The 23,157-nt window shown below is 40.7% G+C and carries 28 protein-coding genes; 20 read left to right on the forward strand and 8 right to left on the reverse strand.

Annotated elements, in window-relative coordinates; translation table 11 throughout:
- Positions 1-7 precede the first annotated feature (7 nt).
- The gene (locus JOC33_RS12165; RefSeq protein ID WP_205092791.1) at positions 8-376 is read right to left on the reverse strand and encodes a VOC family protein; all 369 of its coding nucleotides are present in this window, start codon (positions 374-376) and stop codon (positions 8-10) included.
- 206 nt (positions 377-582) lie between these two features.
- On the opposite strand from JOC33_RS12165, the gene JOC33_RS12170 reads away from it, so the two are divergent.
- The 4 genes from JOC33_RS12170 (at position 583) to JOC33_RS12185 (ending at position 4,163) form a co-directional block, all read left to right on the forward strand.
- Complete coding sequence (locus JOC33_RS12170; RefSeq protein WP_239534169.1) at positions 583-1,431, forward strand: DUF1206 domain-containing protein; 849 nt, start codon at positions 583-585, stop codon at positions 1,429-1,431.
- Between the two features lie 248 nt (positions 1,432-1,679).
- A complete protein-coding gene (locus JOC33_RS12175; RefSeq protein ID WP_205092792.1) occupies positions 1,680-3,014 on the forward strand; it encodes a methyl-accepting chemotaxis protein in 1,335 nt (444 codons plus the stop codon).
- A gap of 199 nt (positions 3,015-3,213) precedes the next feature.
- Positions 3,214-3,396, forward strand: a complete 183-nt coding sequence (locus tag JOC33_RS12180; protein ID WP_205092793.1) for a hypothetical protein — start codon at positions 3,214-3,216, stop codon at positions 3,394-3,396.
- Between the two features lie 32 nt (positions 3,397-3,428).
- Positions 3,429-4,163 (forward strand): DUF3784 domain-containing protein, encoded by a 735-nt coding sequence (locus JOC33_RS12185; RefSeq protein WP_205092794.1) that lies wholly within the window; start codon positions 3,429-3,431, stop codon positions 4,161-4,163.
- 77 nt (positions 4,164-4,240) lie between these two features.
- Here the strand turns inward: JOC33_RS12185 and JOC33_RS12190 are convergent, their stop codons facing one another.
- Complete coding sequence (locus tag JOC33_RS12190) at positions 4,241-5,623, reverse strand: sodium:solute symporter family protein (RefSeq protein WP_205092795.1); 1,383 nt, start codon at positions 5,621-5,623, stop codon at positions 4,241-4,243.
- A 425-nt stretch (positions 5,624-6,048) separates the two neighbouring features.
- On the opposite strand from JOC33_RS12190, the gene JOC33_RS12195 reads away from it, so the two are divergent.
- The 8 genes from JOC33_RS12195 (at position 6,049) to JOC33_RS12230 (ending at position 14,218) form a co-directional block, all read left to right on the forward strand.
- Positions 6,049-6,582: a GrpB family protein gene (locus JOC33_RS12195; protein WP_205092796.1), complete on the forward strand. Its 534-nt coding sequence runs from the start codon at positions 6,049-6,051 to the stop codon at positions 6,580-6,582.
- 243 nt (positions 6,583-6,825) lie between these two features.
- The gene (locus JOC33_RS12200) at positions 6,826-9,558 is read left to right on the forward strand and encodes a UPF0182 family membrane protein (protein WP_338054510.1); all 2,733 of its coding nucleotides are present in this window, start codon (positions 6,826-6,828) and stop codon (positions 9,556-9,558) included.
- Between the two features lie 109 nt (positions 9,559-9,667).
- Complete coding sequence (locus tag JOC33_RS12205; protein WP_205092798.1) at positions 9,668-10,138, forward strand: GNAT family N-acetyltransferase; 471 nt, start codon at positions 9,668-9,670, stop codon at positions 10,136-10,138.
- 374 nt (positions 10,139-10,512) lie between these two features.
- Positions 10,513-11,544: a S66 family peptidase gene (locus tag JOC33_RS12210; protein WP_205092799.1), complete on the forward strand. Its 1,032-nt coding sequence runs from the start codon at positions 10,513-10,515 to the stop codon at positions 11,542-11,544.
- A gap of 104 nt (positions 11,545-11,648) precedes the next feature.
- On the forward strand, positions 11,649-13,076 hold the full coding sequence (gene hpaB, locus JOC33_RS12215) for a 4-hydroxyphenylacetate 3-monooxygenase, oxygenase component (protein ID WP_205092800.1): 1,428 nt from the start codon (positions 11,649-11,651) through the stop codon (positions 13,074-13,076).
- Between the two features lie 215 nt (positions 13,077-13,291).
- Positions 13,292-13,576: a polysaccharide deacetylase family protein gene (locus tag JOC33_RS12220; RefSeq protein WP_205092801.1), complete on the forward strand. Its 285-nt coding sequence runs from the start codon at positions 13,292-13,294 to the stop codon at positions 13,574-13,576.
- 12 nt (positions 13,577-13,588) lie between these two features.
- Positions 13,589-13,753: a DUF4367 domain-containing protein gene (locus tag JOC33_RS20720; RefSeq protein WP_205092802.1), complete on the forward strand. Its 165-nt coding sequence runs from the start codon at positions 13,589-13,591 to the stop codon at positions 13,751-13,753.
- A gap of 60 nt (positions 13,754-13,813) precedes the next feature.
- Positions 13,814-14,218: a VOC family protein gene (locus JOC33_RS12230; protein WP_205092803.1), complete on the forward strand. Its 405-nt coding sequence runs from the start codon at positions 13,814-13,816 to the stop codon at positions 14,216-14,218.
- A 54-nt stretch (positions 14,219-14,272) separates the two neighbouring features.
- On the opposite strand, the gene JOC33_RS12235 is transcribed toward JOC33_RS12230, so the two are convergent.
- The 6 genes from JOC33_RS12235 to JOC33_RS12260 all read right to left on the reverse strand — a co-directional run bounded on the left by JOC33_RS12235 (position 14,273) and on the right by JOC33_RS12260 (position 17,642).
- Positions 14,273-14,503 (reverse strand): hypothetical protein, encoded by a 231-nt coding sequence (locus tag JOC33_RS12235; protein WP_205092804.1) that lies wholly within the window; start codon positions 14,501-14,503, stop codon positions 14,273-14,275.
- A gap of 57 nt (positions 14,504-14,560) precedes the next feature.
- Entirely contained in the window at positions 14,561-15,160 is a 600-nt protein-coding gene (locus tag JOC33_RS12240; RefSeq protein ID WP_205092805.1) for a response regulator transcription factor, read from the reverse strand.
- Positions 15,161-15,177: 17 nt separating this feature from the next.
- Positions 15,178-16,236 (reverse strand): sensor histidine kinase, encoded by a 1,059-nt coding sequence (locus JOC33_RS12245; protein WP_205092806.1) that lies wholly within the window; start codon positions 16,234-16,236, stop codon positions 15,178-15,180.
- Between the two features lie 78 nt (positions 16,237-16,314).
- Positions 16,315-16,719, reverse strand: coding sequence for a hypothetical protein (locus JOC33_RS12250; protein WP_205092807.1), 405 nt, complete (start codon positions 16,717-16,719; stop codon positions 16,315-16,317).
- A gap of 171 nt (positions 16,720-16,890) precedes the next feature.
- The gene (locus JOC33_RS12255; protein WP_205093085.1) at positions 16,891-17,214 is read right to left on the reverse strand and encodes an ArsR/SmtB family transcription factor; all 324 of its coding nucleotides are present in this window, start codon (positions 17,212-17,214) and stop codon (positions 16,891-16,893) included.
- Entirely contained in the window at positions 17,211-17,642 is a 432-nt protein-coding gene (locus JOC33_RS12260) for an SRPBCC family protein (RefSeq protein ID WP_205092808.1), read from the reverse strand. The genes JOC33_RS12255 and JOC33_RS12260 overlap by 4 nt, the downstream gene beginning before the upstream one ends.
- Before the next feature lie 156 nt (positions 17,643-17,798).
- Here JOC33_RS12260 and JOC33_RS12265 point away from each other — a divergent pair, with 156 nt between their 5' ends.
- The 8 genes from JOC33_RS12265 to JOC33_RS12300 all read left to right on the forward strand — a co-directional run bounded on the left by JOC33_RS12265 (position 17,799) and on the right by JOC33_RS12300 (position 23,157).
- Complete coding sequence (locus tag JOC33_RS12265; RefSeq protein ID WP_205092809.1) at positions 17,799-18,245, forward strand: SgcJ/EcaC family oxidoreductase; 447 nt, start codon at positions 17,799-17,801, stop codon at positions 18,243-18,245.
- Between the two features lie 95 nt (positions 18,246-18,340).
- Positions 18,341-18,685 (forward strand): MerR family transcriptional regulator, encoded by a 345-nt coding sequence (locus tag JOC33_RS12270; protein ID WP_205092810.1) that lies wholly within the window; start codon positions 18,341-18,343, stop codon positions 18,683-18,685.
- Positions 18,682-19,152 carry an SRPBCC family protein gene (locus JOC33_RS12275; RefSeq protein WP_205092811.1) on the forward strand — a complete coding sequence of 157 codons (471 nt, stop codon included), beginning with the start codon at positions 18,682-18,684 and terminating at the stop codon, positions 19,150-19,152. Before JOC33_RS12270 ends, JOC33_RS12275 begins: the two co-directional genes overlap by 4 nt.
- Before the next feature lie 10 nt (positions 19,153-19,162).
- Positions 19,163-19,336, forward strand: a complete 174-nt coding sequence (locus JOC33_RS12280) for a hypothetical protein (RefSeq protein WP_205092812.1) — start codon at positions 19,163-19,165, stop codon at positions 19,334-19,336.
- Between the two features lie 353 nt (positions 19,337-19,689).
- On the forward strand, positions 19,690-20,328 hold the full coding sequence (locus JOC33_RS20370) for an FCD domain-containing protein (RefSeq protein ID WP_205092813.1): 639 nt from the start codon (positions 19,690-19,692) through the stop codon (positions 20,326-20,328).
- Between the two features lie 19 nt (positions 20,329-20,347).
- A complete protein-coding gene (locus JOC33_RS12290; protein ID WP_205092814.1) occupies positions 20,348-21,352 on the forward strand; it encodes a TRAP transporter substrate-binding protein in 1,005 nt (334 codons plus the stop codon).
- A 16-nt stretch (positions 21,353-21,368) separates the two neighbouring features.
- On the forward strand, positions 21,369-21,875 hold the full coding sequence (locus tag JOC33_RS12295; RefSeq protein ID WP_205092815.1) for a TRAP transporter small permease: 507 nt from the start codon (positions 21,369-21,371) through the stop codon (positions 21,873-21,875).
- Position 21,876: 1 nt separating this feature from the next.
- Complete coding sequence (locus JOC33_RS12300) at positions 21,877-23,157, forward strand: TRAP transporter large permease (protein ID WP_205092816.1); 1,281 nt, start codon at positions 21,877-21,879, stop codon at positions 23,155-23,157.

Genomic DNA, 23,157 nt, shown 5'->3' on the forward strand with positions numbered 1-23,157 from the left:
CATCCTTCTACTCAATTCCAGATGATTCTTCCTCCTGCACAAAGCCAAGCTCGTTTCCGTCAGGATCGGCTATAGTGAATTTTCTGCTTCCATATTTGGTAGAAAACAATTCCTCTAGCACTTCTGCTTTACTTTTATACTGCTCCCATAAAGCATCAACATCATCTACATAGAAATTGAACCGTCCTTTGGAAGGTGTGTCTTCATGTTCCATCAGGGCAAACATGGCTCCGTTTTCATGTTCAAAATGTGCGTAATTAGGTGTTTCTGGCGGCCAGTAAGCTGCAACGGTAAAGCCCAATACCTCTTCATACCAGCGTATGGAAGTTTCCAGTTTTTTAACATTGGCACGAACATGCATCAATCGGGTTTTCATGTTTTCTCACTCCCGTAAGTTTGTAATCAGGTGTTTATAATATTTTAGGATACCATATATTGTTGGGAAATTATTCATACTTATATTTCTCGTGTAGAGAGCAGTTACAAAGTTTCCATAATAACCTGCAGCTTACTTGTTTCTTTTCGATAAAAAGGGGGAATTCGTTCTAATACACAAAAATAAAAGGAATGGGTGACGTACAGATGAGTTCTTCAGATATGACAATGGATCAAACAACAGAGGCAAAAGAAGAAATTAAGCCTTGGATCCGCCGGCTTGCCAGGTTTGGTTATATGGCAAAAGGAGTCGTTTATATCCTTATAGGCGTTCTTGCTTTAATGGCTGCTCTCGGTATAGGGGGGAAAACGACAGGAACTACCGGCATGCTGCGCTCTTTAGCAGGAATTCCTTTTGGCAACATGCTGTTATGGATCATTGGTATTGGGCTTGTTTTTTATATATGCTGGGTATTGATTAAAGCTATCAAAGACCCGAAAAATGAAGGGACAGACACAAAAGGATTAATCGCACGGACTGGCTATTTTATCAGTGGTCTCATTTATGGAGCACTGGCCTGGAATGCTTTCAAGATTGCTGGTAATGCTGGCAGCAGCAGTGGAGGATCTCAGCAGACAATGTCCGCAAAACTTTTATCTCAGCCGTTTGGTCAGTGGATTATAGGGGCTGTAGGGCTGATTATAATAGGTTACGGCCTGTATGAATTACATGGAGGAATTACGAAAAAGTTCCTGAATAAGTTTCGTGTGGGTGAAATGGATCGGCATGAAAAGAAAATTGCAAGTAAGTCTGGCACAATTGGTCTGGCTGCAAGAGGTGTCGTACTTGGCTTAATTGGTTACTTTTTCATCCAGACGGCTATGACAGCCAACCCAGACAAAGCCAAAGGCCTTGACGGCGCTTTGTCAGAAGTGGCACAAAAACCATTCGGTCAATGGCTGCTTGGTCTGACTGCCCTGGGGCTTGTCTTATACGGAATTTATCAAATTACCCGCGGACGGTTTGAACATATGAGTTTTGGAAAAAGGAAATAAAGTTTTAGTATAAGGCGCAGTCCCGTCTTCTGGGGTTGCGTTTTTTTTATACATTAAGTAAAAAAATTTGTAAAATAGATTATCATCGTAACGATTTTTTTAAAGTCCATTTATAAGAAGATTATCAGATGTGTCTAAAATTATAAATGAATTGTCATTAATTCCAACTAACCAATCATCTAAAGATGCCGATAAGAGAAATGTAAGCTTATTTTCTAGGCAAGTTGGCCTATAACAGGAGGAATATAATGGATAAATCACTTGTAATGGATGCTGCAACCGGAAAACTGATGGATAACATCAAGTTCCCCGGTCTTCGGAGTCTCAGGACTAAAGTTATTGCTGCTATTGTGCTTAGTCTCTTAATCAGTTCACCGATATCGGCTTACATCAATGCTTATGTGAAGCAGATGTACGAAGGAAGCTACGGGGTATATATCAACACAGGGGTAACACTGCTCGTAACAACAAGTTTAATAAGTGTGTTCATTCATTTACTGGTGATCCGGCCGTTGAATAATGTAGTCCAAGCCACACGAAAAGCATCAGAAGGTGATTTGACTTTTACACTTGAGGTGAAGTCGAATGATGAGATTGGACAGATGGCAGGAGCATTCAACACCATGCTTGAAAACTTAAGTGTGTTGATTAACAAAGCGAATCATACGATTACTCAAGTTGTTTCTTCCTCCGATGAATTAAAAGCAGGTGCAAAACAGAACAGCAAATCGATCGACCAGATTTCTGTATCAGCACAAGAGGTAGTATCTGGAACGGAAAGTCAGTCGCAAAGCGTGACACAATTACGAGATGCTGTCGGGGGTATATCCAAGGAAATGGGACTTTCTTCAGAATCGATTCAATCAGTTTCACAAGTGTCTGACCAAGCATTAAACAATGCTGAGCAGGGTAGTGAAACGGTTAAAGAAACTGTAAAACAAATGAACCTCATTCAGACTGCAGTGGATAACACCTCTGAAGAGATTCATACTTTGGAAGAGAAGTCGGTCAAAATAGACGAGATTACAGAAGCAATTACACAAATAGCGGAGCAGACGAACCTTCTTTCTCTGAATGCTGCTATTGAAGCGGCTCGAGCAGGTGAACATGGAAAGGGATTTGCTGTAGTGGCAGATGAAATCAGAAAGCTCGCTGAAAAGTCAGCCGATGCGGCGGGTAATATCCAGGAATTGATTAAAGAAATTCAAAACGATACAAGTAAAGCTGTCACAGCAATGAAGAATGGCACATCGGTAGTGGAAAAAGGAATTATGATGGTTGATCAGACTGGAGATACTTTTGAAAACATCGTGATAGACATTCGAAGGATTTCCAGTCAGCTTGCTGATGTGGCGAAAATCGCCCGGCGAGTTGATGATAATACGAAAAACATGAATGATATGACAAATAATATTGCAGCAATTACCGAACAAACCGCCGGCAGCACCCAGCAGGTTGCTGCTGCAGTGGAAGAACAGACTGCATCGATGGAAGAGATAGCTTCCTCATCCGTGTCCTTGAATACCCTGGCACAGAATCTCCAGGAAGATATCAATGAATTTAAGATCCAATCAGCATCCTGAATCATGAGCGCTCTTCGAAAAAAGAAGGGTGCTCATTTTTACAACTTAAGAGGGTTTAATTTTGTTAAAAGATTAAAGTATTAATAATGGTTGTGGTGCGGACCAGATGATCTATAGATGACTTCTGCAAGTTCACCTTACATACAGATTTTGAAACCTATTAGAAAGAAAATGCGTATTTATAATATAAGGAAGGTTTTTGTTAGGAGTGGTATTTATCATAGATCTGATTATTTTTATCCTGATAGCGATTGGTGGAGGAATAGTTGCTTTTATTAGCTTCTTTCTTTTATTAGGAGAGAAATTCATACAGCCTAGCAGGAAGTTGCAGCGCAGAATAGATGAACTTGAAGCTGAGGTAAAACAACTAAAAAATAAATAAGACAACAGGTTTACAGGGATAGAGGTGAACGAATGGACACAGACAGAATTGTTTTCCTAATTGTAATGGGATGGACGTTGATCATACACGGCGGCCTTACGTACTTGATCGTGAAGAAAAAGGAATACGGTTTAATTTCCGGTTTCGGAACCAGGCCAGAGGAAGAGAAAGAGTATTTAAGGAATAGCGGTTATATAGAAGTATTAGGTAAAGTATTAAAAATCACTTTTTATCTGCTGGTGTTGACTGTGTTAATGGCGTTTCTCCCGATATCATACGGATTTGAAATCGGCCTTGGATTATTTCTGTTGGTACTGATGGTCGGAATTGTATGGAATCAAAGGTATGAAGTACCGAGAAAAAGAAAGAAAATGTTGTGGATTTCCGGTATTGTTTCTGTGGTCACCTTGCTATTGGTTTTCGGATTGATGTTGCTTGGTTTTATTGAAAATAAGGTTACAATCAAAAACAATACATTCATTGTTTCCGGGATTTATGGAGTTGAATGGGAAATGAAGGAAATAGAGGGGGTTGAACTATTGGAAGAAATGCCGGAAGTTATTGTAAAGTCAAATGGCTTTGCTTCTGCTGGTCATCTGAAAGGGCGTTTCCGTTTAGAGGCTCCGTATGAAGGGGCAATATTATTTGTGACCGTTGGCAACCCTCCGTATTTATACGTAAAGACTAGAGACGATGATTTGTTATTAAACCGTGAAAACAGTGAGGAGACAATAAAGATATACAGGCAATTGAAAAAAGCAGATTAAGAATACTAACAATGCTGAAATCGTAATAAGAGAAGACCAGACCCTCTGCTGGGCCTGGTCTTAAACCATACAATCGATTATTTTTTTGAAGTTGCCAAAGTGACGACGATCAATACGATTACGGCAACTGGCAGGGCAACTACTACACTGTTTAAGTCGAAAGGTTTTGCTAAAGCAATTTCCCAAACCAGGGTAGTTACCACCCCTGCAATCATGGAGGAAATACCGCCTGCCATGTTTACGCGCTTCCAAAAGAATACTGCCAGCAATGCTGGAGTAAGTCCTGCACCGTAAACGGTGTATGCGTACATTTGTACAGAAAGCACGGTTGGGAAGTAACTGATCAAGATATAAGCAAACACACCAAGAATAATAATGAAGAATTTCGTCATTTTCAATAGTTGTTGATCTGTTGCATCCTTCTTAATATGTTTTCCAACAATGTCGTACGTTACGTTTGTAGCAGCTGATAAAAGATAAGAGTTACCAGTTGTCACGATAAATGCAGTTGCAGCTGCAAGGAGGATACCTCCAATGGCTGTTGGCATTACAACCGTCGTAGCCATCAATGCCATACCAGGGTCGATATCCGGGAATAGCGAGCTTGAAGCGAATGCAATAAATGAAATGGATGGTGAAATTAAAAGCATACCTACAAGCCAGCCAATTTGGGCTTTTTTGGAAGACTTATCCCCACTGGATGAGGCAAGACGTTGATACATATTCTGGTCACCTAGTAACAAGAATAGAGACGGCAGCAAGAATCCAAGCAATTGGATGTTGCTCAGACCGCCAGTAGCAGTCAAGTGACTTGCTGGAACATTTGCTGTGATTTCATCCCAGCCCCCTGCAATAGCGAAAATGGTAGGCAGCGTAATGAAAAGTGCTGCGATAGCAAAGAATGCACTTAAAGCATCCGTTGGTGCAACGGAACGAAGACCACCGATGGAAGCAAGAAAGATAATGAGAACGGCACCAATGATTGTTCCTGTTTCAACCGATATTCCTGTAGTCAGGTTCAAAATGAACCCTATTCCTGTCATTTGATAAGACACGATTCCAACGAAAGCAAGAATAATGATGATACTGGCAATCATTCTTGCAGTCGAGCCGTACTTTTCCTCCAAAATTCCGGATACGGTGTATTTACCAAACTGTCGGATTTTCGGAGCGATCAAGTATAGAATCCCGATACCAACCAAGGTTGGTACCATCATTAATAAGGCTGGGATGATTCCATAGGTAAATGCCATGGATGTCTCCCCGCCGGAAATACTACCGCTTCCAGTCCAGGTAGCTAGCAAAGTACCAGTAAGGACAAATGTGCCAAGACCTTTACCGGCAAGTATGAAGTCCTCACTATTTGAGATCTTTCTGGAAAAATAAATTCCCATAATAACCATAATAAGACCATATCCACCCACAAACCATAGTAAGGCAGGATTATGTGTAATTTCCAAAATACTCACTCCTTCAACGTTTTTCAAAAACCATTGCTTATTATTGCACTTACGACTACTTTTATCAAAATCATATTTGTAATCTTTTTGTGATTGAGCATAGGCATTAAGTAACCGTATATTCGACGAAGAGTTCGATAAGTTGTTGAAATTGTAACTAATTACCTAGTAAGCGATTCCAATCCTTTACCTCGGAAAAATATTAATTGGGCTGTTTTAGTACAAAGGTAAGAATATAAAAAAAGACTCCCTATGTCTAATATGCTTCAATACCGGAAACTAAGTATGGTATAAAAAGGATATAATGGGCTTTTTTTGAATTGACATAGTACAGATTGTTATCAGAATTAACACAAGTATTTGATATTTCTGAAATTAGTCTTTATTACCTATTTCCTGTAAATGTTAAAGGAGGAGCTAATAGAATGAGAAAAGTTGAAGTAACGTCATACAATCCGGAATGGAAACGAAAGTTTGAAAAAGAGGCGAAGCTATTGCGTGATATTTTTGGTGTCTTGGTAGCAGATATCCATCATATTGGCAGTACATCTGTCGAATGCATGAAAGCAAAACCTATTATTGATATTATGCCGGTGGTATACGATATAAAGAAAGTTGATGAGAAAAATGATGACATGAGGAAAATCGGCTATCAGCCAAAAGGAGAATATGGGATCCCGGGTCGAAGGTATTTTAGGAAGGGCGGTGATTTACGCACGCATCACGTACACATCTTTGAATTTGGAGATAACAACATTGAGCGGCATCTGGCCTTTCGAGATTATTTGCGGACATACACCCAAGCAAGAGTAGACTACGGTAACTTGAAAACAAAATTGGCAGAGCGTTTTCCTAATGACATGGATTCCTATATAGAAGGAAAAGAAAAATTTGTTGTCAAGTTAGAGGGAGAGGCTCTGAAATGGTACAGAAAGCAATCAGGAAGAGAGAATTTATAAGTATTATTTTTGGGACAGAAAACCGTCAAAAAAATGAATAGTAGAAATGAAATTCTCCTGGAAGAAACGAAGTTAAGGACTGTCAGGAGGAAAGGTAAGCATTTAAGTATTCCCTGTTTGAATATCATTTCAATACTGAGCACTGGATTTGTCACATATATCTTAAAAAACGAAACAAACTTCTTCATGTTTTCGTAATACATATTGAACGGATGGCTGCAAAATTAAATGAGGGGGAGAAGATTGGAGAATAAAACAAGTAAGTTAAATTCACAGCAGAGAATGAGAATGAAACAAGTGGGTACCTTGATGGGGAAACTGGCAGGAATTGTACTGTTGTTATTCCTTTTAGTGCTCATTTCTTTACAATGGATTACTGATTATATTTGGATGGACTCATTAGGATACAAAGATGTGTATACAACAGTCTTTGGGAGTAAAATCCTGCTTGGAGTAATTGGCTTTATTTCTTTTTTCGCATTGACTTTCGTGACCTTTACCTGGATAAGGCGAAATTATCTCAAACATTTTACGCCAGAGCAGCTGCCTGCATTTGTGCAGCAAAAAAAGTGGAGCATTCTTGCAGTCATTGGTGTGGCAGGAGTTGTCGGTTTAATAGGAAGCAGTATAGTACAGGGAATCGGATGGGAGCTTTGGCTGAAGTTTCTTAACCGGGCTTCTTTTGGGATAATTGATCCACACTTTGGACTGGATGTATCTTTTTATATGTTTGTTTTACCATTTTTGAACTTCGTGGTATATACCCTGTTAGGGTTATGTGTATTGTTACTGTTGATAGAGATTGGCTTTTATTCTGTTTTTCACATGTATCGAATAAGCCGTTCTGCCCAGCTCCATCTCGGGTTTACCTTAGGCGGTATCGGCATTTTGCTGGCAGGTATACATGTTCTTCAGCCGTATGGGATGCTGCTCTCAAATGATGTGAATATTTTTCAAAACAGTGTCGTTCATGGGCTGAGCTATACCAATGATGTTATAAATATTCCTGTCTCATACACCCTTGCTGGTGCTGCTGTGATCGGTGCCGTTTGGATGATTATTGCCCTTGTACGCGGAAAACTAAAGAGGATGATGATTCCTGTTATAGCCTATGTCGTGCTTGTGATTCTTGGCCAAGGTGCAGCTATCATTGTACAAAATTACGTTGTATCTCCAAATGAATTTTCAAAAGAAAAACCATATCTTGAACATAACCTTACATTCACACGCGCGGCTTATGATTTAGATTCCATTGAGGAGCGAGAGCATCCTGGCAGTCAATCGTTAAATCAGGAAATGGTTGAAAATAATCAACTGACGATTGATAACGTTCGGATTAATGACGCAAGGCCGCTTTTGGATGTTTATAATCAGCTGCAGACATTCAGAACATATTATGAGTTCAATGATATCGATATTGACCGCTACGATGTAAACGGAGAATACCAACAGGTTTTTCTTGGTGCACGTGAAATAAACATAGCTGATCTGCCTACCCAGGCAAAAACATGGGTGAATGAAAACCTTCGTTATACACATGGATATGGAGTTGCCATGAGCGATGTCAATGAAATTACAGCACAGGGGCAGCCGGAATACATGTTGAAAAATTTACCTGCTGAAGGCGTTATGGATATTACCCAGCCGCAAATTTACTTTGGGGAAGAAGATTATCAGAATGTCATCGTTAACAGTGAAGTGGAGGAATTTGATTATCCAGCTGGTGACGAAAACAAATCAACCAGATATGAAGCAGACAGTGGTATACAGCTTACTGGAATGAATCGACTATTGTTCAGTCTGGAAGCAGGTTCTTTCCGTATGTTCGTATCTGATCAGATTACAGGAGAAAGCCAGCTTCTTGCTACCCGGAATGTCATGGAAAGAGTAAAGCGAATAGCACCATTTCTTTCCTATGATAATGATCCATATATGGTTGTCCGCGAAGATGGAGGACTTACCTGGCTGCTTGATGCCTACTTAACAGCAGAGGGATACCCTTTTTCAGAACCTCATCAGGAGGAGGAAAGTTACATCAGGAATTCTGTGAAAGTAGCGGTTGACGCTTATACGGGGGAAGTGGAATTTTATGCAGTAAACCCGGAAGAGCCACTGTTAAAGACGTATCAGAACATTTTTCCAAATATGTTTACAAAAGATATTCCTGAGGATATCCGGGCACATTTCCGTTATCCGATTGATATGTTCAAAATTCAGGCATCCATGTATGGGGTGTACCATATGACAAATTTGGAAGTTTTTTATAACAGAGAAGACGCCTGGGAATTCCCTACAGAAAAATACTTTAATGAGGATATACAGATGGAACCTTACTATGTCACCATGCGTCTTCCAGAAAGTAACGAGGAAGAATTCATGTTAATGATGCCCTACACTCCAAAGAACAGACAGAATATGATTGCATGGATGGGGGTTAGAAACGATGGCGAAAATTATGGAGAAACAGTTGTCTATCGTTTTCCGAAGCAGCGGAATGTATACGGTCCCCAGCAAATTGAGAACCGGATCAATCAGGACAGCACCATTTCCCAACAGTTGAACTTATGGTCTCAAGGTGGCTCAGAGGTCATACGGGGAAACCTTCTTGTCATTCCAATTGAGGATACCGTTATGTATGCGGAACCGATCTATATTGAATCTTCTAACGAGACATCCTTGCCGGAAGTGAAACAGATTATCCTGGCTTATAATGACCATATCGTGATGGAACCTACTTTTGACAAAGCGCTGGAAAGTCTTCTTGTACGGATCGATCCGGAAGTGACCCCTGACGAAGGGGAAGAAGGAGAGGCGAATGAGGGTGGTAATCCTGGAGATTTGCTGGAATCCGATAGGGTTTTACAGGAAATCTCTTCCTTGTTCGAAAAGTACCAGCAAGCTCTTTCTGATGGAAATTGGGAAGAAGCAGGCGCGATTATGACAGAAATTGAAGCATTGTTGAAGGAACAAGAGTAAAGGATTTTAAAGAGCGCTTTCCTAACCAGTAGAAAGCGCTCTTTCATTCAAGCTTGTTTCCATTAACAGAATCCATCAATGACAGAAATCTCTTAATAGGAGTGGATAAATGAATATATCTGATAAAAGTAAACTGCATATAAGGGAAGCTGAGGAGCACGAAGCAGCTATCCTTAGTGAACTGGCGATCCAATCCAAGGCTTATTGGGGTTATGGCAAAAGATTCCTGGAAGATTGCATCGAGGCTTTGACAGTTAAGAAGGATTACATCAGCAGCACCCCGGTTTTTGTCCTGGAAGTGGAGTGGAAAGTAGTTGGCTTTTTTGCTTTTTATGAAGAAGAAACATGGTCTCTGGACTTCTTTTTTATCAAGTCGGACTTTATCGGTAAAGGTTTTGGCAAAGTCATGTGGGAGGGTGCTCTTCAAATTGCTAGGGATCTGGGCATCACTAGTTTTAAAATTGATAGTGATCCCTATGCAAAGGACTTTTACGAAAAAATGGGTGCGGTCCATATCGGCAGCATACCTTCTACTGTATGGGAGGGGCGTCGACTGCCGCTTATGAAAGTTGACATTTAAGCTGAGCATTTGATTTCGATTAGAAATCAAATGCTTTTATATTTGTCTTGGAGAAAAGTGGATGGTTGTAATAACACTTTAGCAGAGGTTTTAAGCCGATCCTCTTTGTGACAAAGAACGTCCCGACGAGGCTTGGCTTAAGCAGGTCGGGGGTGAACGAGGCACTTCCGCTTTTGCTTCATCCAGCTCCAGCGCCTACCCCCTCGAGGTCTTAAGCCGATCCTCTTTGTGACAAAGAACGTCCCGACGAGGCTTGGCTTAAGCAGGTCGGGGGTGAACAAGGCGCTTCCGCTTTTGATTTTTAATGGCTGTATTTAGGCAGGATTATGGCTGATTTTATCGAATGTCTTACTAGCAGAAAGAGAGGGATTTTAATGCTAATAAAACCAAAAAAACTGCAGCCCGGGGATAAAATTGCGACCGTCAGCCCTTCTTGGGGCGGCGCAGGGGAACCAGACTTGATCTGGCGTTATGAACAAGGTGTCAGGCGGCTTGAGCAAGTCTTCGATCTTCAAGTGGTTCCGATGCCGCATAGTTTAAAAGGTGCCGACTATCTGTACCGGAACCCGGAGGCACGAGCAGAGGATTTAATGAAGGCATTTCAAGATGAAGACATTAAAGCGATTATTGCTAATATTGGCGGAGACGACAGCATACGTCTGCTGCCTTACGTGGATTTTGATATCATCCGAGAGAATCCAAAAATTTTGATGGGTTATTCAGATGTTACCGTTACCCACCTTTTTTGCCTTAAAGCCGGTCTCTCCTCTATTTATGGGCCAGCCCTCATGACGGACTTTGCCGAAAATGTAGAAATGGATGCGTATACAGTGGATTCTGTGAAACGAACATTATTTTCAGATGATGTGGTAGGGGAAATCCGACCCTCTGATCAATGGACAAGTGAGTTTTTAGAATGGGAGGAAGCGAACAAACATACAAGAAGGACAAGGAAGTCAAACGCTGGTTATGAAATAATTCAAGGCTCCGGAATTGTTCGTGGCCGATTGATTGGCGGATGCATGGAAGTGCTTGAGTTCGCCAAAGAAACCATCCTATGGCCCGAAGATCATTACTGGAAAAATAATATCCTTTTTTTTGAAACATCCGAAGAAAAACCGAACCCAGACCTCGTGAAATACTGGCTGCGCAACTATGCCGCACAAGGAATCCTGAAAAATGTCAATGGTATTATTTTTGGGAAGCCAATGGACGAATTATATTATGAAGAATATAAGGAAGCTATCTTAACAGTAATGGCTGAAAATGAACTGGAAAATATGCCTATTATGTACAATATGAACTTTGGCCATACAGAACCGAAGTTCCTCCTGCCATACGGCGCGATGGCAGAGCTTAATTGTGAAACAAAGAAATTTTCTATACTGGAAAGTGGTGTCAGGTAGTTGCATTAAATTGGAGTGAAGCCATCGCGAGGTATTAGAGTAGGAACATATCATCCATCTGCCCATAAACTATAATATTAACCCAAAAGGACAGAGGTGACCTCATGGCATTCATTTCGGGTGATGAGTATGTGAATCGTATCAACCAGTTGAAGTCAGAAGTATGGGCTGGCGGAAGGAAAGTGGATGGGAATATTTCAGAACATCCATTTTTCCATGGTGTAATGAAAAGCCAGGCAGAGCTGTATGATTTACAAACGGACCCTCAGCTAAAGGGTGTTATGGTCCATAAGGATAAAAATCTTCAACAGGAAATCGGAACTTCCTACCTTATCCCTCGCTCCCAAAATGATTTGAAAAAGCGCAGAGAGATGATACAAGTTTGGGCAAGGCATACAGCCGGCCTGATGGGGAGAAGCCCGGATTATATGAATACTGTCCTTGCTGCTTTTGCCAGCTCTGTACATTTATTAAAGGGTCAAAAAAACTGTTTTCCAGAAAACTTATTCAACTTTTATAAATTTGCCGCTGAAAATGATCTCACTTTTACCCATACATTTATAAATCCGCAGAAAAACCGTTCCTCACTCGCCTGTTTTGATGAAAATTCAACTAATGCTCATATTGTGGAACGAATTTCTGAAGGGATCATCGTCAAAGGAGCAAAACTTTTAGCGACACAGGGTGGAATCACGGATGAAATCATTGTTTTTTCTGCTCCAGGTGCAATGGATGCCTCCCAGGCGTTCGCATTTTCTATCCCAAGTAATACGAAAGGGTTGAAATTCGTTTGCAGAAGATCGTTCCTTGGGAATGGAAGTGCTAATGATTCCCCGCTCAGTTCCCGATTCGAAGAACAGGATTCAGTCGTTATATTTGATAATGTGCTGGTACCTTGGGAGCGAGTGTTTTTCTATGACAACATTAAAGTGACTGATGAATTTTATATTAAAAGTAATTTTGTGCCTTTTACCCTCCACCAGATTGTTACAAGGCAAGTGGTAAAAACGGAATTTATACTGGGGATAGCCCAGACAATCGTGGAGACGATCAATATTTCAGAGTACCAGCATGTGCAAAGCAAGGTAGCAGAAATCATCAAAGGTCTGGAATGTGAAAAGGCACTGCTGATCCAGTCGGAAGTACAGGCAAAGCCTGATCAACATGGGGTGATGGTTCCCGATAGGTTCCCTCTTTATGTCGCAGTCAACCTTTTTCAGGAAAATTATCCGAGGTTCGCGGAGATTATCCAGCAGCTTGGCGCAAGCGGGATGGTCAATTTACCAGATGAAGCCCAGTTTCAATCCGTCCTGGGTAAAGATCTTGAATATTATTTACAGGGTTTTGAAGTGAATGGCCATGAGCGGGTAAAGATATTCAGACTGGCACATGATCTGTGTATGAGTTCTTTTGGTTCCAGGCAAACCTTGTATGAGCGGTTTTTCTTCGGAGATCCAATTCGGCTGTCACAGATTATTTACCAAACCTATCCTTTAGATAAGCATGTCAATATGGTAAAAAAATTTATCTGATAGGAATCGCATGCTGGCGGATGCTTGCCGCGGGCACGGCCCTAAAGTTTTCTTGGTCAAGAACATCGCTTGACCCAGTGTATCTTTGGCATGTTCCCGCAGGCGTCACCGTATACCGATCGTAGTGGGGACCCCAATGCTACAACCTTATGGCGTTCTAAACAGCGGCCAATCTAAAAGGTGGACAGATAACAGGCCCAAGTGGGAGGGATTATTTGAAAAAAGGTATATATTTACTGACTGTTTACTTACTTGCTGGCTGCAGCGGCTTACCAGGAGAAGACTTGCTGAAATATAAACAAGAAAAACTACTGCCAGTGGTGGAGAAATTGTCTATACAACCGAACATCCCTCATAAGCTCCCTTTTAAGCCAGATAAAATAGAAACTTACATAGATAGTTTTGGTGGAAGAAATAAAAATTTCATTGAAATAATATTTCTTGATGACGCGCAGAAAGTGGTATTCAGAGCAAATACACTCCAAAATGCCATTGATTAAACAAATGAAACGGTGACCATTAAGAATGGGCTTAAAGGGACTTACGGAGAGCAAGGGGATAACAGAATACTTAAGTGGAAAAACAATGGTATTTATTATGAACTATTCTTTAAGTTTAACTCCATCAGCCAGACGGAGATGATTCGAATTGCAGCCAGTGCTGAACAACCAGAATAAGTCATAGGTAATGGCCGTTTGGGATAATGGTCAAAACTTGAAAGGAAAAGGTGATTTACAGTGAAAATGATCAGCGCCATACCAGCGTTACCTGTGAAAGATATGAAGAAAAGTGTGAAGTTTTATAAACAAATGCTAGGTTTCACAAAAGTCCATTTGGATGACGGGTTTGCAGTATTGAAAAATGATATGGTCGAGCTTCATTTATGGGAAGCGAACGATGAAAGCTGGCGAGAGCGTAAGGTTAAGGAGCCTGTCCAATCGGGTGCAGAATCCTTCTTAGCAGGAACTGCCAGCTGTCGCATTCGAGTAGAGGGTGTAGCAGGATTGTTTGAAGATATGCGCAGAAAGAATATTTTGCATCCTAATACTGATTTAAAGACCCAATGGTGGGGAGAGCGCGATTTTGCTGTGACTGACCTTGATAATAACCTGATTACATTTTATGAGAACATTAAAGAATAAATTTTTTTAAGAAAAAGGATAAGGTCTTATTGAAACAATTGGCAGAGTTCTGTTCTATTGTTTATATTTCATATAAAACTTATAAACAACTGCAATAGCAGTCAGTGCTATGGCACCTTTAATGGAAAACCGAAGCACTTCCAGAATATATTCGACAAGGTCTTTATGATAACTGCGATGCGATCCATTCGTATTAAAAGTGACTGTATAATCGATAAGCAGAATCCCAATTGCCAGTGAGCAGATAAATCCATACGAAGCTATTTTCACAATAAATTTTTCCATATTCATACCCCCGAATTCCTTAACTAGGATACCATATCAGGGGGTGAGTTTGGAATATTATAGCCAGCCTTTTTCTTCAGCGATTCCAACAGCGTCAATCCGGTTTCTGGCCTCCAGCTTTTGAATGATTTCCGATATATAATTTCTGATAGTCCCTTCGGAAAGATAGAGGGTCTGACTCATCACTTTTACGGAATCCCCAGCCTTAAGGCAGTGAAGTATCTCTATTTCTCTTTTTGTTAGTGGATTGGTTTTCTCCAGGAAAGCAAAGGTTAACTGAGGACTGAATACCCTTTCTCCGCTATGGATTTTGCGCAATGATTCCGCTAATTCGGAGACAGGTGTTTCTTTTAGCAAATAACCTTGAACGCCTGCTTTCACTGCTTTTTGAAGGTAGCCGCTCCTCGCAAAAGTGGTCACAATTGCGACGCGGCAAGGATGGTTGTTTTCATGCAGTTTTTCAGCCACTTCCAATCCGCTCAAAATTGGCATCTCAATATCCAAAATGGCTATGTCAGGCCCTTTGGTTTGAATGATTTCCAGAGCCTCCTCCCCGTTATCCGCTTCGCCGATTACTTCGATATCTTTCTCCATACCCAGCAGCCGGCTGATCGCACCGCGGAGCATACCCTGATCTTCCGCTATGACAATTTTCATTCTGCACCCTCCGCTACTTATATTTTTGGTACCGTAATGGCTACTTTTGTCCCTTCTGAGTTGGAGTCGATATGGATTTTTCCTCCAATTAGCAAGAGACGTTCTTTCATTCCATGCAGCCCGTTGCCGAAATCCTGAAGTTCATTATTATTGAGAGTAAAACCTCTTCCGTTATCTTCCACACTTAAAACGTATTTTCCTGCATTTGCACGGAGGGCCACTGTACAGTTCTTCGCTCCGCTGTGTTTTAAGACATTGGTTATACATTCACGAAGGCACATGCCAAGAATGTTTCTGGTTATCGGGGAAACCTCGTCTATTTCAAACCTGACCTCGTAATGAAATGAAATCTTGGCCCAATCAAAAACCTCTTCCGCATGTTTAAGTTCTTCCTCAATATCAACGGCCTGCATATCACTGATTAATTTTCGTATTTGAAGTAACACCGAACGAGATATGTCTTGTATAGCTTTTGCTTCTTCTATGGCTTCTTCAGGATTGTCTCGGATAAGGCGTTCCATAAGCTCACTTTTTAATGTAATCAAGGAAAGGGTATGACCCACAGAATCATGAAGGTCCCTGGAAATGCGTTGACGTTCTTCATTTTTTATCAGACGGGTGATTTCCTCGTTAGCTACTTTGAGCTCTTGATTGATTACGAGTGATTTGCGATACATTCTTACGACGAATGGAAGCGTAACGATAGTTATAACAATAGGAAGCCAGTAAAAATGCCAGCTGTTTTCATGGAGCGTGAAAAAGGCTGTCAATGATACGAGTAAGCATAAGCCCATCAATCCTGTATAACGGCGGGTGTAATGTTCTGGGAGAAACAATCCGATAATTAAACCCGGATAAAAAGCGAATGCGAGATTCCATGGAGAGTAAAGCGCTCCGATTAAGGAAACTGTCAGAAGCTGCAGTATGATAAATGCCTTTCTGAATCTAGGTTGCGTTATACTCTGCCAATAACAAACAGACAAAACGATAAAGGAAGTTAGGTGCACTGCCCATGATTGATCATATGGTCCAATAAGTTGATAGATGGCGGGAAGTATTAACATGATGAGTAACATGGAATTTCTATTTTTTTTCAGGCCATTTATTGAGTTCAGGTGACCTCACCTCCATTTCGTAATAATATATCATGACTATTAGTTTGCTTTTGCGGTTGGATTGTCCTGCAAATCAGAGTTATATTTCTTTGTCCATTTAGGAATCAACCAGATAGATACTAATGCGACCACTATATGAATTGGATGGCTGACAGTTCCAAACTGTTCTTGTGGTGGGTTAGCCATTGTGTTAAAGGTCAGGATCAAAGTAACCGCTCCTACAACCAGCGCATAAAAAAATGTTGCTTTTGACGTTTTCTGGTCAAGTTGTTTAAAAATCATGGCACCGGCAAGGTTTGTAATAATGCTTGAGAGTATAATGGAAATAATGGTTAATTCCTCAAACCAAAGGCCAGTCATCCACCCAATGACAAACTCCGTAATTAAAGCGGCAATGCCTGATAGGATTCCAACGGTAAATCCTGCTGATAAACTTCTTTTCATATGTTTCACCTCATTTGAATTTATATATCAAGCTTACTGGAAGGTGAAACTCCTTTTTAGTCATGGATATAAGGTATTTCGCATGATAAATATCATAAATCGGGGCAGTGAAAGATCGCCAGATAAAAAAGCCTCGGAGAATGTTTAGTATCTCCGAGGGTGATTTTAGGTTTATTCTTTATCTTCTACCAGGTTCTTCAGATTAGCCAGTTTATTGTCCCAATATTGTTCAAAGAAGGAAACCCACTCTTTTACTTCCATCAGCTGTGCTGGCTGAAGTGAGTATATTTTAGCGCGTCCTTCTTTTCGATCGCTGACAAGTTTCGCTTCCGAAAGGACATGCAAATGCTTAACGATTGCAGTCCTGCTGACAGAAAAACTTTCGGCAATCTCTTTGATGGAGGCATCTTTTTCCGCCAGCTGCTTCAGCATCTGTCGCCTGGTAGGATCGGCAATTGCCTGATAAACATCATGCCTCGCAGCGGAGGACATCAGCCTTCGACCACTTTTCTTAGGCTCTCATCAACAATTTTTTCCCAGCCATTATTCATTGTATTACGAGTGTCGAGCTGTGTTCTTGATGTAGGAGCCATAATATCATCAGGTGCCCCCCAGCCAGAATGAACCAGGGTGAACTCTGTCTTGCCATTTAGATCCTTTAAATAAAAAGTGATGACCCAGCCTTGTTCTCCCCAGGTGAAGGAGACTTCTCTTGGCTTGTCTACTTTCAACACTTTACATTTAGAAGTTTCAAATTGTGACTTGATGTAAAATTCATGACCTTCCACAGGCTCAAAATCGTTTGGCATGAACCATTCTTCTATTCCTTCTGCCGTCGTGACAGCGCTCCAGACTTTTTCAATCGGTGCATCAAACACGACATTTTTTCTTATTTCAGGCACAGTCTTTTCTGATTGACTCATATTATCTCTCCTTTCATATAACACCTTTTGGTTACACAAATTAATATAACACTATAAGGTGTTATGTCAAGGGCGTTAATTTTCGTACGTTAATCAGGAACAGGTAAGGATGGCATGTTAAGATTATAATAAACAATTATTAAAAGGTGGTTTCCAATGAGATATAGTGAGCAAGGAAACATCGAAAACGTATATCAACTATTGATAAAAGCATGGAACGATCGTAATGCTGGCGGGATGGCTGAACTATTCGTGGATGATGGGGAAATTATTGGTTTTGACGGCAGTATATCTAAAGGACCGGAGGAGATATATGCCCACCTTCACCCGATTTTTAAAGACCATCCAACAGCTCCTTTTGTAATTAAGGTCAAGGAAGTGCGTGCGCTTGGAGATGGGGCGACACTGTTAAGAGCTATTGCAGGGATGGTTCCGCCTGGGGGAAGTGATATCCATTCTGACTTCAATACCCATCACACGTTAATTACACTTACGAATGAACAGGGAAGTAAAATTGTACTCTTCCAAAATACACCTGCACAGTTCCACGGCAGGCCGGAACTTGTAGAACAGATGACTGAAGAATTGAGGGAGATGCTATAAAGTACATTTTGAAGGTGATAGCTCTCATAATGAATTTTGAAGGTTGACCAAGTGGTGCGCCTCATGGTTTATGATGTTGTCAGGAGGCAGTATAAGTGTACAAAATTAGTGAATTTGCTGATTTGACAGGGTTAAGCAAGGAAACTCTGCGTTATTATGCAGAAGTCGGCTTACTCGAACCAGCGTACATCGACCCCAACAATAAATATCGATATTATGATGACGGCAGCTATTTCCTGGCGATTTTGTTAGATAAGCTCCGGACAGCAGGGTTTACCATTCAAGAGATGAAAGCAGTCATGAATGACGAATCTTTTGCGAATCTCGAAGATTTATTGAAAGATAAACGAAAAAAGATACTTAAAGAAATCGAAGAACTTGAATGGAAGGTCAATGAAATTGATGAATTTTTAGCTTCAGGGAAGGAAGATGAAGAATGATCACCTGGAAAGAAGAAAAGGTCATTGATTACGATATTGAGACTATATGGGAGTTGTTTTCTGATAAGAATATCAAGCGTATCATGCCCAAAGTTGAACAGCACGAATTAATCGAGAAAACAGAGGGCGAGGTCGGGGCAAAACACCGTCAGACATACCGAGAAGGCAAACGTCTGGAAACCTATGAGGTGGAAACGCTCGAGTACGAAGATAACGAAGCCAGAAAGCAGAAAAGAATTAAATTCGTTATAGGTTTCGCCTTTGAAGTAGATTTGCGTTTCACATTGGAAAAGCTGGAAGAAAACAAAACCAGGTTCATTTACGAAGGAAGCAACAAAGGAGTTAATTTTGTAGGAAAAGCGATGCTCAAGTTTGCCAATAAAAAAGGCAATGAAAGGGTAGTCCAAGAATTCATGGAGCGTGTTGAACAGGAAGCAGCACTGGAAGAAGAGAGGACATCTACATAGGGGGAGAGTTATGAGAAATACGTTGTATACTATCTACGCATTGGTATTAGGGATCGTTGCTTTTTATACTGGAGAAATTGTAACATTCATGATGTTGGGTTTTATCTTGATCACCTTAAATAATATCAATGCTACTTTGAAACGGCTCATCAAAGTGAATGAAGATAACGGAAGCAGCATGTAGTGAAAGCTTTACATTGGAAGAAAGCAAAACACCCCAGGAGAACCAAATATTGGTACTCCTGGGGTGTTTTGTTATGATGGCAGACTATTCACTATTGAATAAATGGAATTGTGTTTGAATGGGGGTAGAAAATAATAGTAAAAGTGCCTCGAGCAATTTAAAAATTGTTCGGGGCTCTTTTTGGTGAAGTCTTTTTTATAACCTTTACATTCCATGGTAATTTATAGAATTTTCAGAAAACCATTGTAACTGGGATACAGTATGTCATATAATTTAACTGGGATACAGTATGTCAGATTTATAGGGAGGTGTAGGAAATCAGCAAAATTAACAGTTTATCCATCCGTGAAAGTGTGTTTAAAAAAATCAGACAGGATATTTTAGACCAGACTTTAAAGCCTGGTGAAAAGCTGATCGAATCCAAATTGGCCGAAGAGCTGGGCGTAAGCAGAACACCTGTCAGGGAAGCCCTCCATAAGTTGGAACTGGAAGGCCTGGTTGAAATTTTCCCGCGAAGGTATTGTCTTGTGCTAGGTGTTACCTTGGAATCTATTAATGAGATCCATCTGATACGATCCCAATTGGAACCGTTAGCAGCTAGGCATGCAGTCGATCATTTAACGGACACTGATCTAGAATATCTGGAAGGTTTATTGCAAAAATCTGCAGAGTTAGCTAAAGAGAGAAATGTCGAGGGACTGGTTGAAGTAAATGATATATTCCACCAAACAATATCCAAAGCTTCTCAGCTTAACCGTATTATAAAAATCCTGGAAAACATGCATGATTACGTTATTTCATTCCGATATTCATTCATGTCCAGAGAAGAGTTGGTAAATCGTTCGTTGGAAGAACATGCGGCGATATTGGCAGCTTTGAAAGAAAGAGATAAAGAAAAAGTCGAGGAATTGACCTATGCTCACTTAAAAGGAATATCTGAGTATGAAAGTGTTGTCTATGAAGATATGAAAGAGAGTACCATACATCATTAATCGGGGAGGCCGAACTGGTATGAAAATCAGTAAACTTTTTCTAGTTGTGTTTGCAATGACTGTCTTTTCGTTGTTAGTTGGCTGTTCCAGCGGTTCAGGGGAGACCAAGGATTCAGTAACACTTAGTTTCGCTTATGAACTACCAGAAGACCATCCTTGGGGAAAAGGTGCACAGAAGTTCAAGGAAATAGTCGAAGAAAAAACGAATGGAGAAATCAAAATAGAATTATATGGTAATGGTCAATTAGGAGGGTCAGGTCGGGAAATACAGGAAGGAGCTAAAGTTGGAACCATCGACATTGGTATTTCTTCCACACCTATGGCTCAACTCAACCCATACCTGAATATATTTTCGCTGCCTTATATCTTTGAGAACCGTGAACATGCCTGGGAAGTACTTGATGGGCCTATTGGCGATGAGGTAGGTAAGAAATTAGAAGAGCACAACCTTAAGCATTTAGCTTATTGGGAAGATGGTTTCAGACAAGTGACAAATAGTGTGCGTCCCATTACTTCACCGGAGGATTTCGATGGCTTGAAAATCCGCGTCCCGGAAAGTGACGTAAGGCTTCAAACATTTAAGGCGCTGGGTGCCAGTCCGCTGCCGATGTCCTGGTCGGAAGTCTTCACTTCACTTCAACAAGGGACGATTGATGGGCAGGAAAATCCTTTATCCGTAATTGAAAGCGCTTCATTCTATGACGTGCAGAAATACTTGACCATCACCAATCATGTTTACTCCCCCGCCACTCTTTTCATGAACAAAAGTAAGTGGGACAGCCTTACAGAAGAGCAACAAAAGATTATCAAAGAGGCTGCTGAAGCTGGCAGAGATGTAAATCGGGAGTTAAATGAAAAACAAGACAATCAACTTATTAAAGGATTAAAAGAGAAAGGTATGGAAGTAACTGTGATCGAAGACATTACACCTTTCCAGGAAGCAACAAAGCCTGTATGGGATATGGTGATAAATGAATTAGGAAGTGACGCCAAAGAGTTGATCGAAAAAATAAATCAAAAATAATGAAGGTTGATTCCAAATGAAAAGAATTAGAGCATTCCTTTACAAATTGACGAAGTATATCAATATAACCATGATGTTTATGCTCTTTTTAATATTGCTATTGCAGGTGTTCACAAGAAAATTCTTAAATACTCCTCTGGCCTGGCCGGAAGAGTTATCACTAGTCACAATGATATGGATTACTTTCTTCGGCGCATATCAGTGTACATTGGAAAATAGTCACTTGAAAATGGACTTTCTGCAAACTGTCATCCCTGAAAAATATAGTGGCTGGTTCCGTATATTGGCAGGATTAGTTATCATCGCATTCTTGGGTGTTACCTGTTTTTATGGACTGTCATTTGTCCAGAAAGTAGGGGCACTTCGAATGCCTGTAACTGACTTGCCTATGCTCGTCCCTTATTCCATTATCCTGGTGAGCTGTCTTTTGATGCTGATGGATACCATTCTTCAAATGATCCTTGGCATAACATCCAGGTTCAAAGGTCGGAACTTTCCAAGCCTTGATGAGAGGGGGGAATAAAATGCTTCCCATTTTAATGCTGGTAGTGATTCTCTTATTACTAGCGCTTGGTGTGCCAATCGCCTTTACTCTTGGGGCTACAGCATTAATGTTCATCGTGTTGTATGCTGATATCCCCCTCGGGTTACTTTTGCAACAGCTTTATTTAGGAACTAACAGCTTTCCCTTATTAGCAATACCCTTGTTCATGCTTGCTGGTTCTTTAATGAATCATGGGGGGATATCTAAACGTTTAATAAACTTTGCTTTATCATTGATTGGTATGGTTAGAGGCGGCCTGGGGATGGTCAATGTAGTGGCTTCTGTATTTTTTGGAGCGATAACAGGTACAGCAGCTGGAGCCAGTGCGGCTGTAGGACAAATAATGATTCCCGCCATGAAAGAGAAGGGATATTCACCTAGTTTTTCAGCAGCTATTACCTCAGCTGGTTCGTCACTTGGAATTATCATTCCTCCAAGTGTGCCAATGATTCTATATGGCTCAATTTCCGGTCTGTCGGTAGCTGATTTGTTCCTTGCAGGTGTACCAATCGGAATAACGATAGCTATCGGATATATGGTGGTAGTCTATACCATCTCCATAAAGAAAAAATACACATTTACAGAAGAACCATTCACTTTCAAGTATTTTTTAAAAACGTTTATTGCCGCTACTCCTGCCTTTCTGGTTCCTGTAGCTATTTTAGGCGGAATTATCAGCGGATTCGCAACACCAACTGAATCAGCTGCCATTGCAGTATTGTGCGGTATAGTTGCGGGTGTTATTTATAAAGAATTAACTTGGCAAGGCTTTTTGGATGCATTGAATGAAAGTGTTGTGAATACAGCATTGGTGATGTTCATTGTAGCGACTGCCAAAATTTTAGGATACTCTTTTTCCGCATTAGGAGTCGGCCAGCAAATGCTTGCCCCATTTATGGCGAATGCTGATAATTCGATTATGCTGATGCTGGTAGCCAGTCTGATTTTATTTATAGGCGGTTTTATATTTGATGGAACTGTTATGGTATTAGTGATTGTTCCATTATTCTTACCGCTAGTACAGGCTACGTCTATCGATCCACTGCAGTTTGCCATGATGGTTATCATTGTATGGGCCATTGGGCAACAGACACCACCAGTCGCCAGTGGTCTCTATATAACGACTGCAATAGCAAAAGTGAGTATGCTTCAGGTTAGCAGGTATAATGTCTGGTTCATTCTGGTATTATTCATTGCCCTCATGGGAATGATCTTCACTCCGCATATCATGTTATATTTGCCTAATCTGCTAATTAATTAA

The sequence above is a fragment of the Thalassobacillus pellis genome, assembly GCF_016908295.1.
GTDB lineage: Bacteria > Bacillota > Bacilli > Bacillales > Halobacillaceae > Thalassobacillus > Thalassobacillus pellis.

What these genes read in the sequence shown, in the direction of transcription:
- JOC33_RS12205 (WP_205092798.1), top strand. Translation starts at nt 9,668, where the DNA reads ATGAATATATCTGATAAAAGTAAACTGCATATAAGGGAAGCTGAGGAG.
- JOC33_RS12280 (WP_205092812.1), top strand. Translation starts at nt 19,163, where the DNA reads ATGAGAAATACGTTGTATACTATCTACGCATTGGTATTAGGGATCGTT.
- JOC33_RS12265 (WP_205092809.1), top strand. Translation starts at nt 17,799, where the DNA reads ATGAGATATAGTGAGCAAGGAAACATCGAAAACGTATATCAACTATTG.
- JOC33_RS12245 (WP_205092806.1), bottom strand. Translation starts at nt 16,236, where the DNA reads ATGTTACTCATCATGTTAATACTTCCCGCCATCTATCAACTTATTGGA.
- JOC33_RS12175 (WP_205092792.1), top strand. Translation starts at nt 1,680, where the DNA reads ATGGATAAATCACTTGTAATGGATGCTGCAACCGGAAAACTGATGGAT.
- JOC33_RS12170 (WP_239534169.1), top strand. Translation starts at nt 583, where the DNA reads ATGAGTTCTTCAGATATGACAATGGATCAAACAACAGAGGCAAAAGAA.
- JOC33_RS12240 (WP_205092805.1), bottom strand. Translation starts at nt 15,160, where the DNA reads ATGAAAATTGTCATAGCGGAAGATCAGGGTATGCTCCGCGGTGCGATC.
- JOC33_RS12235 (WP_205092804.1), bottom strand. Translation starts at nt 14,503, where the DNA reads ATGGAAAAATTTATTGTGAAAATAGCTTCGTATGGATTTATCTGCTCA.
- JOC33_RS12195 (WP_205092796.1), top strand. Translation starts at nt 6,049, where the DNA reads ATGAGAAAAGTTGAAGTAACGTCATACAATCCGGAATGGAAACGAAAG.
- JOC33_RS12250 (WP_205092807.1), bottom strand. Translation starts at nt 16,719, where the DNA reads ATGAAAAGAAGTTTATCAGCAGGATTTACCGTTGGAATCCTATCAGGC.
- JOC33_RS12260 (WP_205092808.1), bottom strand. Translation starts at nt 17,642, where the DNA reads ATGAGTCAATCAGAAAAGACTGTGCCTGAAATAAGAAAAAATGTCGTG.
- hpaB (WP_205092800.1), top strand. Translation starts at nt 11,649, where the DNA reads ATGGCATTCATTTCGGGTGATGAGTATGTGAATCGTATCAACCAGTTG.
- JOC33_RS12185 (WP_205092794.1), top strand. Translation starts at nt 3,429, where the DNA reads ATGGACACAGACAGAATTGTTTTCCTAATTGTAATGGGATGGACGTTG.
- JOC33_RS12295 (WP_205092815.1), top strand. Translation starts at nt 21,369, where the DNA reads ATGAAAAGAATTAGAGCATTCCTTTACAAATTGACGAAGTATATCAAT.
- JOC33_RS12300 (WP_205092816.1), top strand. Translation starts at nt 21,877, where the DNA reads ATGCTTCCCATTTTAATGCTGGTAGTGATTCTCTTATTACTAGCGCTT.
- JOC33_RS12290 (WP_205092814.1), top strand. Translation starts at nt 20,348, where the DNA reads ATGAAAATCAGTAAACTTTTTCTAGTTGTGTTTGCAATGACTGTCTTT.
- JOC33_RS12275 (WP_205092811.1), top strand. Translation starts at nt 18,682, where the DNA reads ATGATCACCTGGAAAGAAGAAAAGGTCATTGATTACGATATTGAGACT.
- JOC33_RS12165 (WP_205092791.1), bottom strand. Translation starts at nt 376, where the DNA reads ATGAAAACCCGATTGATGCATGTTCGTGCCAATGTTAAAAAACTGGAA.
- JOC33_RS12210 (WP_205092799.1), top strand. Translation starts at nt 10,513, where the DNA reads ATGCTAATAAAACCAAAAAAACTGCAGCCCGGGGATAAAATTGCGACC.